Origin of the sequence: Arcicella sp. BE140 (assembly GCF_031456255.1) — a bacterium.
Lineage (GTDB): Bacteria > Bacteroidota > Bacteroidia > Cytophagales > Spirosomataceae > Arcicella > Arcicella aquatica.
Window position 1 is genome coordinate 277,922 of the sequence record NZ_JAVDUE010000002.1, and the last position, 16,998, is coordinate 294,919.

Genomic DNA, 16,998 nt, shown 5'->3' on the forward strand with positions numbered 1-16,998 from the left:
GTTAAAGGGCGTTTCTTCGTATATTAACCACTGCTATATGAAAGAGGGAAATGCATTTTAAGCCAATTCCCTAATAAACAACGAATAAGCAATCACGAATTCCCAGCTCTTAAATATAACGAAGTAAAACGATTTATATTGACTTCTGGAGAAAGTTCTTTTCCAAAGAGTAAAAATTCTGTAAACTGGGTAGCAAAATAGGGCGCAAGTGATACCCCTTTTGAGCCTAAACCATTGAAAATCCCTATTTGTGGAAAATCTGGATGGATTCCTATAAATGGGCGACGGTCTTTAGTAGCAGGACGTACACCCGCCAAATGACCGATTACTTCTAAATTTGGCTTCATTAGTTTATGATACTTCATTAACAAATCTTCTTTACCTTGATGTGTTGGTATAAAATCAAGCTCGTGCCAGCTATAAGTTGCTCCGAGCCTGAACGTATTTTGTGATAAAGGAACCACAAAAGCCCCTTGATTAATAATGTTATCTAATGTTATATCTTCAATGGTTACTTCTAACACTTCGCCTTTTACGGGATTGAAAGGAAGGTAATTGAAATAAGGATTTGATCTGGCTTGAAAACCTTCACAAAAAATAGTCTTACAATTATTAGACAATGCACTTTCAGGATTAAAGTTTTCTTGAAAAAGGACACCCTTTTGCCTAAAAAAATCTCTGAATGCATCTAATAATATTTTTAGATCTACCCAGCCAGATTGTTTGGTAGTTACTCCTCCTAACTGACTATTGACAAGGTCTTGGTAGGCGATGTTTTCAAATTCAATAGTAGCAAAATCAGCGAAATCTTCGGGTACTTTATCACTCTTAAAATATTCTTGTACTTCTTCGTTAGGAAATGGGCGATAAATAGGCACCTGATGAAAAAACTTTACTTGTAAGACATCTTCTAATTCAAGATAAAATTGTTCAAGAAATGGGAATAATTCATCCGCCATCCAAGTTTTAACTAATTTTCTACCAGTAACAGGGTTGAAAATACCAGCGGCCACCCTTGACGAAGATGGAATTTCGGGTGCATCAAAAATCTGCACTTTTTTCCCTCTTTGAAGAAGTAAGTAAGCTAATAAAGAGCCTGCCAGACCTTGTCCAACAATTATAAAATCTGTTTCAGCGGATTCTTTACTCATAAGATATAATAGTATTGAACGGGCAACTAACTTAAAGCCTTTCTAATACGTTTTGGTGTAATTGTAATACAAAATTCACTTGTTCTTCCAATGTCATAAAAGAAGTATCCATCAACACAGCATCTTCAGCTTGCACCAATGGCCCTTCGGCACGGGTAGAATCCAGAATATCTCTTTTCTTTAAATTATCAATGATTTCATCCAAATCAACCAATTCTCCTTTATCAAGCAATTCTTTTTGTCTTCTTTCCGCACGAATTACAGGGTCGGCTGTCATGAATACTTTTACTTCAGCATCAGGGAAGACTTTAGTGCCAATGTCTCTTCCATCCATTACTACACCACGATGCTTAGCCATTTGTTGTTGTTGAGCCACCATTGCTTTTCTTACTAAAGTAATCGCACTGGTTTCTGATACCATTTCAGAAATATACATTTTCCTGATTTCCTCCTCAACATTCAAGCCATTCAGATAAACATCACTTGCACCTCTATGTTCATTAAATTGAAAACTAATATGAATATCAGCAAGTGCCTTTTCTACTTCTTTTGGATTAGTTAACGTAACATGATTTTCATGAAAATAAAGACTAACTGCACGGTACATCGCCCCTGTATCAATAAAAGCATACCCTAATTTAGCAGCAACTCGCTTTGCAGTGGTACTTTTTCCACAGCTCGAATGCCCATCAAGAGCAATAATAACTTTTTTCATTGAAAGATAATTTTGAGGATAAAACAATAAAATGATAATATAAATAGCTTTATTCGCTAGAAAAATTCAATAGAACAACATTTAAATATAAACAAAGATACTTAAATGGGCAGTACAGATGGCTTCTGAATGTTTAAATATATAGATTAAAATTTCGAATAAAATTCATTTTAGGTTAAACAATTGACTTTCAAAAAAATATAAATCATGCAAGTAAAAGGAAATATCATCAACATTTTTGATAAAACGATAAAATATGGAAGTATCGAAGTGCAAAATGGCAACATTAATAAAATAGAAATACTAGCAGAGAACATAGACGATAATGCTCCATATATTTTGCCTGGTTTTGTAGATGCCCATGTTCATGTAGAAAGTTCGATGCTTACACCCGTACAATTTGCCCGATTGGCAGTAGTTCATGGAACAGTTTCAACTGTTTCAGACCCACATGAAATTGGCAACGTGTTGGGTAAAGCTGGTGTAGAATACATGATTCACAATGCAAGACAAACGCCCTTCAAATTTTGCTTTGGTGCACCATCTTGTGTACCTGCAACGGTTTTTGAAACAGCAGGGGCAACCATCACACCAACCGATATAGAAGAACTCTTTCAACAATATGAAGAAATAGGCTACTTAGCAGAAGTAATGAACTTTCCGGGAGTATTGAATGGAGATGCAGATATGCTCGCTAAAATTGCCTTAGCAAAAGCCTATCACAAGCCCGTAGATGGGCATGCACCAGGTTTGAGGGGCGAGGCTGCCAAGAAATACATTGAAGCTGGTTGCCAGACAGACCATGAGTGCTTTACGGCAGATGAAGCCTTGGACAAGCTAAAATATGGTATGAAAATACTAATAAGAGAAGGCTCTGCAGCAAAAAACTTTGATGCCTTAATCGAACTACTGCCCGAGTATTATAATGAACTAATGTTTTGTTCGGATGATAAACATCCTGATAATTTAGTGGAGGGACATATTAATTTACTTGTGTTAAGAGCCTTGCAGAAATTCCCCACACTATTATTTGAAATTTTACAGGTGGCTTGTGTGAATCCTGTAAAACATTATAATTTACCAGTGGGCTTATTACAAGAAGGCGATAATGCCGATTTTGTGGTAGTAGAAAACCTAGAGAGTTTTAAGGTACTAGCAACGTACATTTCTGGAGAAATTGTTGCAGAAAATGGTTTTTCAAAGATTCCTGATTTACCCAGTAATATTGTAAATCACTTTGATTGCAACTTTAAAACAATTGAACAATTTCAAGTAAAGGCTAAAACGGAAACTATTAAAGTAATAGAAGTATTGGATGGACAATTGATTACTTTGAAGTCTGAATACCCAGCTATGGTCAAAGACGATATGGTTGTGTCAGATTTAATAAATGATATTTTAAAAATTACAGTTGTTAATCGTTATCATGATGCTCCTCCAGCCATTGGATTTATTAAAAATTTTGGATTAAAACAAGGTGCAATAGGATCTTCTGTGGCTCATGACTCTCATAATATTATAGTAGTAGGAGTAGACGACGAGTCGATTGTAACAGTAGTAAATATGCTTATTGAAGCACAGGGGGGAGTAGCCGCAATTAGCGAAAATAAGACCAAAATGTTACTTAAATTGCCGATAGCGGGCATTATGACAGGGGAAGATGGTTATTTAGTTGCCAAAGAATATTCTGCGATTGACAAATTTGCAAAAGATTTAGGATGTACATTGAATTCACCCTTTATGAGTCTATCGTTTATGGCACTTTTAGTGATACCCAATATTAAATTATCAGACATTGGATTATTCGATGGAGAAAATTTTTCACTAACTAGCTTGTTTATTGAAAAAATTAACTAATTTTAACATTGTAATAATCTAATTAAGGTTATTGCATCATCAACCAAAACTAAAAAAACATTTCTCTTTGCTTCTTTTAAGGATCAATGGTAATAAAATATGCCATGTTCCAAGCATTTCTCGTTTTTTTAGGTATCATAAAAATACCCAATTATGTTTAGGGTAAATTGAAATCGATTACATATTTGTTTGTAATATATTTATTTTTTAATCAACCAAAACTAATCAAAGAAATGAGAAAATTTCTACTCATTACCTCCGTGTTTCTGTTGGCTTTAATCGGGCAAACCTATGCTCAAGATAGGTTAATTACAGGAAAAGTGACAGCAACAGAAGATGGTTCTCCATTACCAGGAGTTAGCATTACTGTCAAAGGGACTTCAAGAGGTACTACTACAAATGCTGAAGGTGTTTTTAAAATCAGTGTAAGTAATACAGCATCTCTAACCTTTTCTTTTGTAGGTTTCGACTCTAAAACAGTCGCTGTGGGTGGACAAACCACTATTAATGTTGCACTAGGGGCAAATACATCACAACTTCAAGAAGTAGTAATTACTGCTTTAGGGGTTTCTCGTCAAAAAGAATCTTTAGGCTATAGTACAACAAGTGTGAAAGGTGGAGAGCTTAATCAAGCTAAAGCAGTATCTGTAGCAAGTGCTTTACAAGGTAAGGTGTCAGGTCTTCAAATCAATACTGTTAATAATGGTGTTAACCCTTCAAACCGTGTTGTTTTGCGTGGTAACCGTTCATTATTAGGAAATAACGAGGCACTTATTGTAGTAGATGGTACAGTTGCGCCTTCAGATGTATTGAATTACTTAAACCCAAATGATATTGATGATGTAACTGTATTGAAAGGTGCTAACGCTGCTGCTCTTTATGGTTCTGATGCATCAAACGGTGCTTTAATTATTACTACAAAGAAAGGTTCTGCTGGAGCTCCAAAAATTTCAGTATCTAATACTACTTATATCGAAGAAATTAGCTTCATGCCTAAGTTACAAGAAAGATTTGGTAGTGGTACAGAATCTTATAGCCGTACTTATATCCCTTTTGAAAACCAATCTTATGGCCCAGAATATACTTCAGGTTCAGTACTTGTTAGTCCAGGTGGTATGCAATCAGGTACAAGTGTTGACTTAGGTATGCCTTTAGAAGATGGAACAATTCAAAAAACTCCTTATTCTTACAAAAAGGATTCAAAATTAAAATCTTACGATAAAGGTGTTACAACTCAAAGTGCAGTATCTCTTTCTGTGGGAGATAAATCAAGTACTTTCTTTATTTCTGCTCAACAAAACAATACTAAAGCGATTGTTCCGGGCGATGTGAAAAATCAAACTACTATTCGTACAAATGCTTCGCACGAGTACGGTAAGTTTAAAGGTGCTTTCAACATTGGTTATACTACTAACACGATTGATTTCACTACTTCAGATTTTTATAACAATATCTTAAACACAGGTGGACAAGTACCTCTTGATCAATATAGAAATTGGAGAGATTTTAAAAATGCAGATGGTTCATTAAACTATGCGAATCCAAATAACTATTATAATGCTTATTTCTACTCGCCTTTCTTCTTCAAAGATGTAAACCGTAGAAAAGAAGTTAATACTAACTTAACAGGTAACGTTGAACTTGCTTATAAAGCTACTTCTTGGTTAAGTTTCTTGGGTCGTGTAGGTATTACCAAAAAAGATTACAACGGTAAATATTACCAAGAAAAATTCAAATATAGTGCTTATGCTAAAAGCGTAGCAGATTTCTCAGAAGCTCAAAATGATTTGAATGGAAATGCCTTTGATTATAATTCAAGCGAAACGCGTTTAAGCTCTGACTTCTTCTTAACGGTTGATAAGAAAATAGGTAAATTTTCTGGAGTATTTATCGCTGGTATCAATAATAAAGAAACTACTATCAAAAACGTAAGTACAGGTGCCAATTCATTAGTTGTACCAGGTTTATATAACGTAGGTAACCGTATTGGTGAAGCAGGTGCTGGTGAAAGTGACTTTAAAAACCGTTTGTTCGGTGCTTATGGTGATTTGTCTATTACTTACAATAATTTCCTTTCATTACACGTATCAGGTCGTAACGACTGGTCTTCATTATTAAGCAAACAAAACCGTTCATTCTTCTATCCAGGTGCTGACGTTTCTTTAGTATTAACTGAAGCTATTCCAGCAATGAAAGAATTAACATTCTTGAGTTTTGCTAAACTTAGAGGAGCTGCTACTAAAGTAGGGGGTATCAATGTTGGTCCTTATGCACTTCAAACAACATTTGGAACAGGTAACTTCCCTTATGGTAGCTTAGCTGGTTATTCAGTAGGTAATACATTGCCAGATCCGAACTTAACACCTGAATTTACAACTTCATATGAAGTAGGTGGAGAATTTGGTTTCTTAAATAATAGAGTGAATTTAGAAGTAGCTTACTATACTCAGAAAACTACAGGTCAGACAGTTACTATTTCTACTTCACAAGCTACTGGTTATAACGGAGCTTTGATTAATGCTGGGACAATGCAAAATACAGGGTTTGAATTAGATTTGAAAACTACTCCAATTAAATTGGCAAATGGTTTCAAATGGGATTTCAACATTAACTTTAGCCAAGTAGATAACAAAGTCCTTGAGTTATACCAAGGTATTAACGAATTGAATCTTTCTAACTATTATGGTTTAACAAGTGATGCTTCTTTAGGACAAGTATTTGCAACAGTAGGAGAGCAATATCCATTAATTAAAGCAATTGCTTATAAGCGTGATCCACAAGGTCGTGTTATCGTAAACTCTGAAACTGGTTATCCATCAGTTGCTACTGGTTTGAAAACTATTGGTCAGACTAACCCTAAATACAGATTAGGATTAACAACAAGTTTGAGATATAAAGGATTTGGATTTAATGCTGTGGCTGAATACCGTGGCGGAAACTATGTGTATCATGGTTTAGCAAGTACAATGTGGTTTACAGGTGTTGCTGAGGCTACTGCAGTTTACGGTCGCGAACGTTTTGTATTCCCTAACTCAGTAATTCAAAATGCTGATGGTTCATATACACCTAATACTACAGTTACTGTAAAAGATGGTGGTTTAGGAGCTTGGGATAGTAACCTTCGTCGTTATGGTGAAAACTTCGTAACAAGTGCTGCATTCTGGAAACTTCGTGAAATTGCTATAACTTATGATGTACCAAAGAACATCTTAGCAAGTACTAAATTTATTAAAAGTGCTTCAGTTGGTTTAGTAGGTCGTAACTTAATTACTTTGCTTCCTAAAGAAAACGTTTACACAGACCCTGAATTTGCTAATACAACTACAAATGCAGTTGGTTTGAATAACACAGGACAGACACCTCCAACTCGTACTTATGGTTTTACGGTTAATTTAGGATTCTAAATCAAAATATTAAGTTAAATACTTGTCATTCAGATAAATATTTTACGTTAAATAGAAATTCAAGATGAAAAGAAAAATATATTCAATCCTTACCGCAACGGCTCTTTTATTTTTAGGAGGTTGTACAGGTGATTATCTAGATATTAACGATAACCCAAATCAGGCGGTATCTTCAACACCAGAACTAGTATTATCCAACGCATTAAATACGACAGCTGGTAGATTAACGCACAACCAAATCGGTAATTTCTTCGGAGGATACTGGGCTCCGTCGGGTAGTTATTCAGGGTTTATTGAAGAACGTCAATTTGACTACGGTGCTACTTATGGTACAGGCGTTTGGAACAGTTGCTATGATAACTTAACTGACTACAAGTATATTGTAGATAAAGCAGATGCTCAGAAATGGAAAGCTGTTTCAGGAATTGCTAAAGTAATGATGGCATACAACTATCAGATATTAGTTGATGCTTATGGGAATATTCCTTTCAGCGATGCTTTGAAAGGTACTGCGTCAATTCGTCCGAAATATGATGATGCCCAAGCAGTTTATAATGGTTTAATTACATTATTAGATGCCGCATCTACTGATTTGAAAGTAGCCATTTCTGGAGATAACCCAAGCCCTGCTGGCCAAGACATCGTTTTTAAAGGTGATTTGACTAAATGGAGAAAATTTGCTAATACGCTTAGATTGAGAATTTTAATGCGTCAAACCAATGTAACCGGCAAAGATTTAAAAACTGAAATTGCAAAAGTAGTTGCTGAAGGTGCTGGTTTCCTAGGTGCTGGTGCTACTGTAACTTCAACGCCTGGTTATTTGAAAACAGCAGGTAAGCTTAATCCATTCTGGGAAAACTACGTGCAAAATGCTGCAGGTAGTGATGCTGGTGCTAAACAAGCTTATGTTTGTTCAGACTTTTTTATTACTACTATTCAAGATGTGTTGAAAGACCCACGCTTACCACGTTTGGCTGCTAAAAACAATGCTGGTATTTATGTTGGTGTGCCACTTGGAGATGGAAACGATGCCAATCTTTTCCCTAAACGTTCATGGTTTGGCCCGGCTATTATCAAGTCGTTTGATCAACCAATGGTTTTAATGACGGCCGCCGAGAGTTTCTTTTTACAAGCAGAAGCTATTCAAAGAGGTTTTATGACTGGCGATGCTAAAGCTACCTATGAAGCTGGTATCACTGAAGCCTTTACTGCTGCTGGTTTAACAGCTGCTGATGCGGCGGGTTATTATGGGTCTAGCATTGTAAATGCAAACTGGGCTAATTCCCCAGATAAGATTGAGGCTATTATTACTCAGAAATGGGTTGCAATGTTTAGTTTGACAGGTTTTGAAGCATGGAGTGAATTCCGTAGAACAGGTTTCCCTAAAGTACCTTTGGCTACTAAAGCTGTACAAGCGAAAGCTCCAGCTCGTTTGTTCTATCCAACTTCTGAAATTGCAACAAATGCAGATAACGTGGCAGCACAAAATGTTACTAGTCAATTTGATAACAAAATCTTCTGGGCTAAGAAATAAATTAATTTGAAAATTTGAGTGAATTATTACTCAAGTGGTCACATTTACTCAATTATAACATTAGCAATTACAAAATGAAAAGAATAATAAAAACAGGTCTGATACTTTTCGCTTCAATTATCGGGCTAAGCAGTTGTTTAGAGGACAAAGGCTATACAGACATCATCAATGGTGTCGGAGCAGAACCAATAGTTAGTATTTTTGGAAATGCAGGTGGATCTTTACAAACAGGACTATTTAAAATTGATACATTAGTTGAGGTAAAATACTTGGTTAATTTAGGCTCTGTTAATCCTTTAGATAAAGATTTATCATTAACAATTGGAGTTACTACCGCTGCAACTGATTTCTTAAAATCAACCAATGCTAAAAGAGTAGCGGCTGGGGATGACCCTTACGAGGCTTTGCCTACTTCTGCTTACACATTTGTAAACCCTGTAGTGATTAAAGCGGGTAAAAGAGATGATACGTTAAAAGTACGAGTGAAACTTCCTAAAACACTTGATTTCTCTAAAGAATATGTAATTCCAGTTGGTATTGCAGATGCAAGCGGTGTTAAAATCAGCTCAAACTTAGGATTTATGAACATCTTTGTTGGTGGTACTCCTAACAAGTATGATGGTGCTTATCACTCTACAGGATATTTTTCTCACCCATCATCACCACGTGATATTGACAGAGATAAAACCTTAAAGACTATTGATAAATCTACTTCTGAAACTGAATTTGCAGATTTAGGATATACCATGTGGTTGAAAGTGAATAAAGATAACACTGTAACAATTATTCCTCAAGGAACTGCTGCTACTTTGGCTGGTCCTTTTGAGCAAACAGGCGTAAATAAATATGACCCTACAACTAAAACATTTACATTGAATTATCAATATAATGTTGGAACACGTGTCATATCTGAAGTAATTAAGAAAAAATAATTTTTTGTATTTTACAAAAAAGGGTCGCCCAACAGCGACCCTTTTTTTATGGCATTTCATCATTTTTATGCTAAATTGACGTATAAAATCAACCAGCTTATAATGTATCTAAACGGAATAGCTTCAAAAAAAATAACGTACGATGCCATAGTAATTGGCTCTGGAATCAGCGGTGGATATGCTGCAAAGGAATTGTGTGAGGCAGGTTTGAAAACGCTTGTATTGGAACGTGGACGAGATGTAAAACATATCCAAGACTACCCAACTGCAATGACTGACCCTTGGGATTTACCACATCATGGTAAACTAACTCAGGAAATGGTCAGCGAAAACCCTATCGCAGACCGTTGCTATGCTTTTGATGAAGCGACTCAACATTTCTTTGTGAAAGATAAAGAGCATCCGTATATCCAAGAAAAACCTTTTGACTGGATTAGAGGGTACCAAGTAGGCGGAAAATCTTTGCTATGGGCAAGACAAACACAACGCTGGAGTGACTATGAATTTGAAGGACCTGCTCGTGATGGTTTCGCTGTAGATTGGCCTATTCGTTATAAAGATATTGCTCCGTGGTATAGCAAAGTGGAGAAATTTGTAGGGATTAGTGGCAATAAAGATGGCATCAAGAGCTTGCCTGATGGTGAATTCCTACCTGCTTGGGAATTAAATTGTTTAGAGAAGCATATTCAGAAAAGTGTAAAAGAAAATTATACTAATCGCCAAGTAATTATTGGGCGTTGTGCACATCTTACTAAACCCAATCCAATTCATTTGGCACAAGGGCGTGGTCAATGTCAGGCTCGACATTTATGTTATCGTGGTTGCCCTTTTGGTGGATATTTTAGTTCCAATTCTTCAACGCTCCCTTGGGCTGCAAAAACAGGAAACCTAACGCTTCGTCCGTATTCAGTGGTACATTCAATCATTTACGATGAGCAAAAAGGAAAAGCCAAAGGTGTAAGAGTGGTAGATTCACAGTCAAAGGAAATACTGGAATTTTATGCAAAAATCATTTTTGTGAATGCCGCTACTTTAAATACTAACTTGATTTTGTTGAATTCTGCTTCAAATCGTTTTCCAAATGGTTTAGGAAATGATAATGAGTTAATGGGTAAGTACGTGGCTTTCCATAATTATCGTGGTTCAGGTGGAGCTACTTTCGATGGTTTTGAAGACCAATATTATTTAGGTCGAAGACCTACTTCTGCTTTTATGCCATCCTTCCGAAATCTTGAAAAGCAAGAGATGGATTTTCAGCGTGGATACATGGTAGCCTTTTCAGCCTCGCGAGCAGGTTGGCAACAAGATATAAATCAGCCTACTTTTGGAGAAGATTATAAAGCAAAAGTTACCAAAGCTGGGCAGTGGGGAGTATTTATTATGATGCAAGGAGAAACAGTACCTCAAAAAGAAAATCATCTTAGACTAAGTGCCGAAAAGAAAGATGAATGGGGCATTCCACAATTGATTACGTCGATTGGGTACGATACTGAAAACGATGAGAAAATGATTAAAGATTTTCATGAGCAAGCTACAGAAATGCTAGAAAAGGCAGGATGCAAAAATATTTATATGTCGGATAGCAAGCAGGCTCCGGGGTTAGATATTCATGAAATGGGTGGCGTACGCATGGGAAAAGACCCCAAAACATCATTGTTGAATAAGTTTAATCAATTACATACCTGTAAAAATGTATTTGTAACAGATGGTGCCTGTATGCCTTCAGTGGGTAACCAAAATCCATCGCTTACTTTTATGGCACTTACGGCGCGTGCGGTAAATCATGCTGTAGAAGAGATGAAGAAAGGGATGTTATGATAAGTAATTTTACCATATAGTATAAACTCTTCGATGGATTCTCTAATTTTACTTGAAAATTACTAAAGCCAATTTAATAAATATACTATCATACAATGCATCAGTTAGGATTTGTGAGTGCTATTTTAGCGGATCATACTTTTGAACAAGTAATAGATTTTGCTTCAGAGAAAAACTTTAAATGTGTAGAAGTAATGTGCTGGCCAGCTGGAAATGCTGATGCACGTAGATATGCAGGCGTTACGCACATTGATGTAGATACCCTAGACGACGCACAGATTGCGCATATTAAAAACTATACAGCCGAAAAAGGTGTATTTATTTCTGGATTAGGGTATTATCCTAATCCGCTTGATCCAGATATTGATAAAGCCAATTTTTATGTAGACCATATCAAGAAAATCATCTTGGCAACAGCCAAATTAGATATCCCTGTAATGAATACTTTTATTGGTAGAGACCCTTCTAAAAATATTGCTTACAACTTAGATAAATTCAAGGAAACTTGGATTGATATAGTGAAGCTGGCAGAGGAAGTAGGGGTGAAGATTGGGATTGAAAACTGTCCGATGTTTTTTACTAATGACGAATGGCCAGGGGGTAAAAACTTAGCTACGACACCAGCTATCTGGGATAAAATGTTTGACATTATTCCTTCGTCAACATTAGGGTTAAACTATGACCCTTCGCATTTGGTTTGGCAAATGATGGATTATACGCGTCCACTATATGATTACCGCGACCGCCTACATCATATTCACTTAAAGGATGCCAAAGTATATCCTGACAAACTAAATAGAGTAGGTATTATGGGTAATCCTTTGGAATATCATTCACCAAAACTACCGGGTCTAGGAGATATTAATTGGGGAAAATTCTTTTCTGCTTTGAACGATGCTCGCTATCGTGGGCCAGTTGTTATAGAGGTGGAAGACAAAGCATATGAAGGGACTGCCGAAGATGTAGAGACGGCCATCTTAACAGCAAGAAACTATTTGAGTCAGTTTTTAGGTTAATAATAAGAATTCTATTAGCAGTAATCACTAGTGATTACTGCTAATACATAAATCAATAAGTTAAAGTATTCAGCTTAGTGCTTAAAATCAATAAAAGCTCGCTACTCTTAGCTTAAAGCCATAACAATGAGTAAAAACGTAAGCAACAGCAAAACAATAGAATATACGTCACTGAAAGATATTAACAAAGCAGCACAAGCTATTTTGGCTTTTGGGAAAAGCACACCGATTTGGCTTTTTGAAGGGCAAATGGGTGCTGGGAAAACCACGTTGATAAAAGCCATTTGCGAATGTATGCTAGTAAATAGTCATGTACAGAGTCCAACTTATTCATTGGTAAATGAATATGCTACTACACGTGGCGAAAACATTTATCATTTTGATTTTTATAGAATCAAAAATGAGGAGGAGGCAATGGACATAGGTGTGGATGATTATTTATACTCTGGTGATTATTGTTTTATTGAATGGCCATCAAGAATAGAAAACCTCTTGCCTTCTAAGCACTTGAAAGTGAATATTGAAGTAGATGAAAATGGTAAAAGAGTGATAAATTTGTTAAAAGTTTAAGATTATCATTGATGAATGACTAGTTCATTCTGATAAATGAAATTCAGCAATCAAAATGGCTCAACCTTCAGGATTTAAAGAAGTACTTGCTCAGACAGGCTTAATGACACAAGAGGCGTTGGTTTGGACAAAACAAAATGCAAAAAGCCTGTTTATAGGCCTTCCTCGGGAAGTGTCTATGCAAGAGCATAGGATATCACTTACACCAGATGCCGTTGGTTTATTAATCAGAAATGGGCATAGAGTGGTCATTGAAACTGGGGCAGGTAATGGTGCAAAATTTACAGATAGCCAATACTCTGAGGCTGGCGCACAGGTAGTTTATTCAACCGAAGAATTGTATAAAGCTGATGTTATTGTAAAGGTTCAGCCATTAACCGACCTTGAAATTGAATATTTACAGCATGGTGCTACGGTGGTTTCTTCCTTAAATATGTCGAAACTAACGAAAGAATACTTCGAGAAGCTAAACCGAAAAAAAATAACAGGACTATGCTATGAATATATCGAAGACAATGCTGGCGGAATTCCGATTATTAGGGCGATGTCTGAAATAGCAGGAAGTACGGTGATGTTGATTGCGGCTGAGTATTTGAGTAGTGGGAATGATGGCATGGGTGTTATTCTAGGAGGAATCACGGGAGTTCCACCAACTAAAGTAGTGATTTTGGGTGCGGGAACGGTTTCAGAATATGCCGCCAGAATAGCCATAGGCTTAGGGGCAGATTTAAAGGTGTTTGATAAAGACATTTTTAAACTTCAACGCTTGAAATACTCGGTAGGTCAAAATATTTATACCTGTATTATCGACTCGAATGTTTTAACACAAGCGATTCGTGATGCTGATGTGGTAATTGGTGCTTTACGTGCGGAGGATGGTTTTACGCCTTGTATCGTCACAGAAGAGATGGTATCGATGATGAAGCCTAATTCTGTCATTATAGATGTTTGCATTGATAGCGGAGGGTGTTTTGAAACATCTGAAATTACTACGCACGACCAGCCAATATTCAGAAAATATGATGTAATTCATTATTGCGTGCCTAATATTCCTTCGAGGGTGGCTCATACGGCTAGTCAGGCGTTGAGTAATATTTTTACTTCATTCTTACTTAAAACAGGTAAGACGGGAGGGATTGAAGAAGCCATTTTTGCGAACAAAGCATTTATGAAAGGGGTTTACTCTTTTAAAGGAAGTTTAACAAATGCAACTGTCGCAAAGAAATTCGGTTTAAATTATAAGGATTTAAGCTTGCTATCCGCAGCGAGATTTTGATTTTTGACTTTAGGATTGTTTTAGGACTTGAAGAATTTTAGACTTTAGGACTAGAGGACTTTAATTTTCCGACTAAAGGACTTTATGACTAGAAGATTTTAGGATAATGGACTTTGATTTTCTGACTAAAGGACTTTTAGGTTTTTAAGAGAAGCTCTTAAATCTTCAACGCTAAAAATCCTAAAGTCCTCCAGTCTTAAAGTCTTCTAGTCCAAAAGAAAAAATCTTCAAGTCTTACAATCCTAAAGTCCAACAAAGACAAATAAAAAAACAATGATAGAAGATTACACAGCCATATCCAATGCTCCGAATTCTCCTGATTTAAATGGGAAATATTTGGGCATTATTTCAGCAGATTTTGCATTAGTTTCTGAATTTTTAAAGGAAGCATCTTATCAAATCAGAACGAGGGGATTTTCTAAGTTTCCAATTTTTGCCGTTTCGCAAAACCCTGTTCAAATAGGACAGAAGTTAATTGGGATTCATGAGATGAACCAAAATACATGGAATTATCATGCCTCATTTGTAGAAGAATTTCTACAAAGAGGGATTATTGCTGAGGAGAATGTAGAAGTATTTCAAAGCAGCTATAAAGACCCCGATGAGTATTGTTGCCTTTTCGTATTAGACAGAGATTTTGCTAGTTTTATTTATATTCCCTTCCCAGAAGACTGATGATAGGGAATTTGTTAGTATAATGGAAAATATAACTATATAAATAAAAAAAATAATTATACAAATAATTTAGATTATTAAACTACGTTTACTAATTTTACAACCTCAACCACTAAAGCTTATTTATGGTACAATAATTGGAAGGTTGTATAAAGAAATAAGCATGTATAATCATTTAAAATATTAACCATTATGTTAAACCCAATCTTAGGCATCGGCTCTCGTATCCGCCATACGGACTATGGAGATGGCGTAGTTGTAAATTTGAAATCTACTGGCTACGTAATTACTTTTACACAAACGGATTCAAAAGAAATCAAATTCGATTATCCGCTTGAAATTATTGAAGAAGTAGAAAGAGATAACGATCTTGTTACATATCTAATGTGGAACTAATAGTTATTTTGAAATCTAAAATGTTTTAACTTTGTTAGATGCTGAGTATAGTTGTTAAACTAAGCTCAGCATTTTTTATTTGTAATACATTAAGACGATTAATAGGTATGGTAGCTTTTCCTTTTGATAAAACTAATCTGGTCAAAGAGTCGATTTTTAAACTTGCTAATTTCTCAACAGAAGAATGGGAGTATTATAAACAACTCCTTGAAGAAGTTACATTTTCTAAAAAAACCTTTTTGACAGTAAAGGGCGAGGTAGAAAAATATGCTTATTTTATCATAGAGGGAGCTGTGAAATATGAAGCCTATACGCACGATGGCAAAAGTATTTGTGTTGATTTAGGCTTTAAAGGAAGTTTTGTTAGTTCATTTGCTTCTTGTTTATCCCAACAAGTTTCAAATATTTCAATTCAAGCAGTGACGGCTGTAAATGCTTTTAGGTTATATTACCCTAAAGTGTTGGAGTTGATGGAGCAATCAAAGAATGCTGAACGTTTTCATCGATTAATTGCAGAACAACTGTATGTACGAGAGAGCAAACGGACTTATTCACTGATTTCGAAAAATGCCGAACAGCGATATTTATATTTATTAGAGAATCAGCCAGATGCCCTCAGGCTGATTGCTGTGAAAGATTTGGCTTCTTATTTGGGCATTCATCCAGATAGTTTGAGCCGTATACGTCATCATATCAAACTTTAAGATGTTTTTTACTTCTAGGGTGAAAATCAACAATGGTTTGTTGTAAATATTCTCGGTCGAGGTGGGTATAAATCTCCGTAGTAGTAATAGATTCATGTCCAAGCATTTCTTGAACAGCACGCAGGTCGGCTCCGCCCTCAATTAAATGGGTAGCAAATGAATGCCTAAAAGTATGGGGACTAACATTTTTTTGAATACCAGCTTGTGCCACTAAATCTTTGATAATCAAGAAAATCATTACCCTTGTTAGCTTGTTCCCTCGGCGGTTCAAGAAAACATAATTGCCTGCTTCCTCTTTGATAACCTGATATTTTCGGATTTCTTCTAGGTAAATTTGAAGATAATGAATGGCATCTTTACCAATAGGCACAAGCCTAACTTTGTTGCCTTTACCGATAATTCTGATAAAACCAATATCCAGGAAACACTCTGTTAATTGCATTTCTACCAATTCAGAAACCCTTAAACCAGAGCTGTAAAGTACTTCCAGTATGGCTCTATTTCTCGCTCCTTCGGGTGTAGAAAGGTCAACGATGGATAAAATCGTCTCTATTTCAGGAAAAGAAAGCGTAGGAGGTAATTTCCGTCCGATTTTGGGAGAAGCCATCAAATCCATAGGGTCGGTTTTGATGACATCTTCTAATAAAAGATATTTAAAAAAAGCTTTAAGACCAGATAACATCCGAGCTTGTGAAGTGGTCTCTAAGCCCAATTCACCCAGATAAGTAAAGAAATTAAAGATGTGGGTATCGGTAACCGTAGTCGGGTTAATGTCATTTTCACCAGCAATATCAAGATATTCCCACAACTTTTGAACATCACGCAGGTAAGCTTCAATGGAATTTTCAGAAAGAGAACGTTCTAAAGTAAGATAGCTTTTGAAATTTTTTAGATAGCTTTGCCATACCATAAGAAATATCGGTTGGGATTTATTGAATAGAAAGTCGGTA

General features: G+C 36.0%; 14 protein-coding genes. 11 read left to right on the forward strand and 3 right to left on the reverse strand.

What is annotated here, in order from left to right:
- Positions 1-92 precede the first annotated feature (92 nt).
- On the reverse strand, positions 93-1,151 hold the full coding sequence (locus J2Y60_RS04495) for an FAD-binding oxidoreductase (protein ID WP_309913889.1): 1,059 nt from the start codon (positions 1,149-1,151) through the stop codon (positions 93-95).
- A 31-nt stretch (positions 1,152-1,182) separates the two neighbouring features.
- Positions 1,183-1,866, reverse strand: coding sequence for a (d)CMP kinase (gene cmk / locus J2Y60_RS04500; protein WP_309913892.1), 684 nt, complete (start codon positions 1,864-1,866; stop codon positions 1,183-1,185).
- Positions 1,867-2,073: 207 nt separating this feature from the next.
- Here cmk and ade point away from each other — a divergent pair, with 207 nt between their 5' ends.
- From ade to J2Y60_RS04555, 11 genes are all read left to right on the forward strand, one after another.
- Positions 2,074-3,723, forward strand: coding sequence for an adenine deaminase (gene ade / locus J2Y60_RS04505; RefSeq protein ID WP_309913894.1), 1,650 nt, complete (start codon positions 2,074-2,076; stop codon positions 3,721-3,723).
- A gap of 233 nt (positions 3,724-3,956) precedes the next feature.
- A complete protein-coding gene (locus tag J2Y60_RS04510; protein ID WP_309913897.1) occupies positions 3,957-7,127 on the forward strand; it encodes a SusC/RagA family TonB-linked outer membrane protein in 3,171 nt (1,056 codons plus the stop codon).
- A gap of 64 nt (positions 7,128-7,191) precedes the next feature.
- Complete coding sequence (locus J2Y60_RS04515) at positions 7,192-8,661, forward strand: SusD/RagB family nutrient-binding outer membrane lipoprotein (protein WP_309913900.1); 1,470 nt, start codon at positions 7,192-7,194, stop codon at positions 8,659-8,661.
- A gap of 74 nt (positions 8,662-8,735) precedes the next feature.
- On the forward strand, positions 8,736-9,593 hold the full coding sequence (locus tag J2Y60_RS04520) for a BT_3044 domain-containing protein (protein WP_309913904.1): 858 nt from the start codon (positions 8,736-8,738) through the stop codon (positions 9,591-9,593).
- Between the two features lie 102 nt (positions 9,594-9,695).
- The gene (locus tag J2Y60_RS04525; RefSeq protein ID WP_309913907.1) at positions 9,696-11,411 is read left to right on the forward strand and encodes a GMC family oxidoreductase; all 1,716 of its coding nucleotides are present in this window, start codon (positions 9,696-9,698) and stop codon (positions 11,409-11,411) included.
- A 95-nt stretch (positions 11,412-11,506) separates the two neighbouring features.
- Positions 11,507-12,427 (forward strand): sugar phosphate isomerase/epimerase, encoded by a 921-nt coding sequence (locus tag J2Y60_RS04530; RefSeq protein WP_309913910.1) that lies wholly within the window; start codon positions 11,507-11,509, stop codon positions 12,425-12,427.
- Positions 12,428-12,553: 126 nt separating this feature from the next.
- Complete coding sequence (gene tsaE, locus J2Y60_RS04535) at positions 12,554-12,997, forward strand: tRNA (adenosine(37)-N6)-threonylcarbamoyltransferase complex ATPase subunit type 1 TsaE (RefSeq protein ID WP_309913913.1); 444 nt, start codon at positions 12,554-12,556, stop codon at positions 12,995-12,997.
- Positions 12,998-13,052: 55 nt separating this feature from the next.
- Positions 13,053-14,273 carry an alanine dehydrogenase gene (locus tag J2Y60_RS04540; RefSeq protein WP_309913916.1) on the forward strand — a complete coding sequence of 407 codons (1,221 nt, stop codon included), beginning with the start codon at positions 13,053-13,055 and terminating at the stop codon, positions 14,271-14,273.
- 273 nt (positions 14,274-14,546) lie between these two features.
- Positions 14,547-14,948 carry a hypothetical protein gene (locus tag J2Y60_RS04545; protein ID WP_309913919.1) on the forward strand — a complete coding sequence of 134 codons (402 nt, stop codon included), beginning with the start codon at positions 14,547-14,549 and terminating at the stop codon, positions 14,946-14,948.
- A 192-nt stretch (positions 14,949-15,140) separates the two neighbouring features.
- Positions 15,141-15,344, forward strand: coding sequence for a hypothetical protein (locus J2Y60_RS04550; protein ID WP_309913921.1), 204 nt, complete (start codon positions 15,141-15,143; stop codon positions 15,342-15,344).
- 107 nt (positions 15,345-15,451) lie between these two features.
- Positions 15,452-16,048, forward strand: coding sequence for a Crp/Fnr family transcriptional regulator (locus J2Y60_RS04555; RefSeq protein ID WP_309994550.1), 597 nt, complete (start codon positions 15,452-15,454; stop codon positions 16,046-16,048).
- On the opposite strand, the gene xerD is transcribed toward J2Y60_RS04555, so the two are convergent.
- Positions 16,038-16,958, reverse strand: a complete 921-nt coding sequence (xerD, locus tag J2Y60_RS04560; RefSeq protein ID WP_309913926.1) for a site-specific tyrosine recombinase XerD — start codon at positions 16,956-16,958, stop codon at positions 16,038-16,040. The two genes, J2Y60_RS04555 and xerD, sit on opposite strands and share 11 nt — an antisense overlap.
- Positions 16,959-16,998 lie beyond the last annotated feature (40 nt).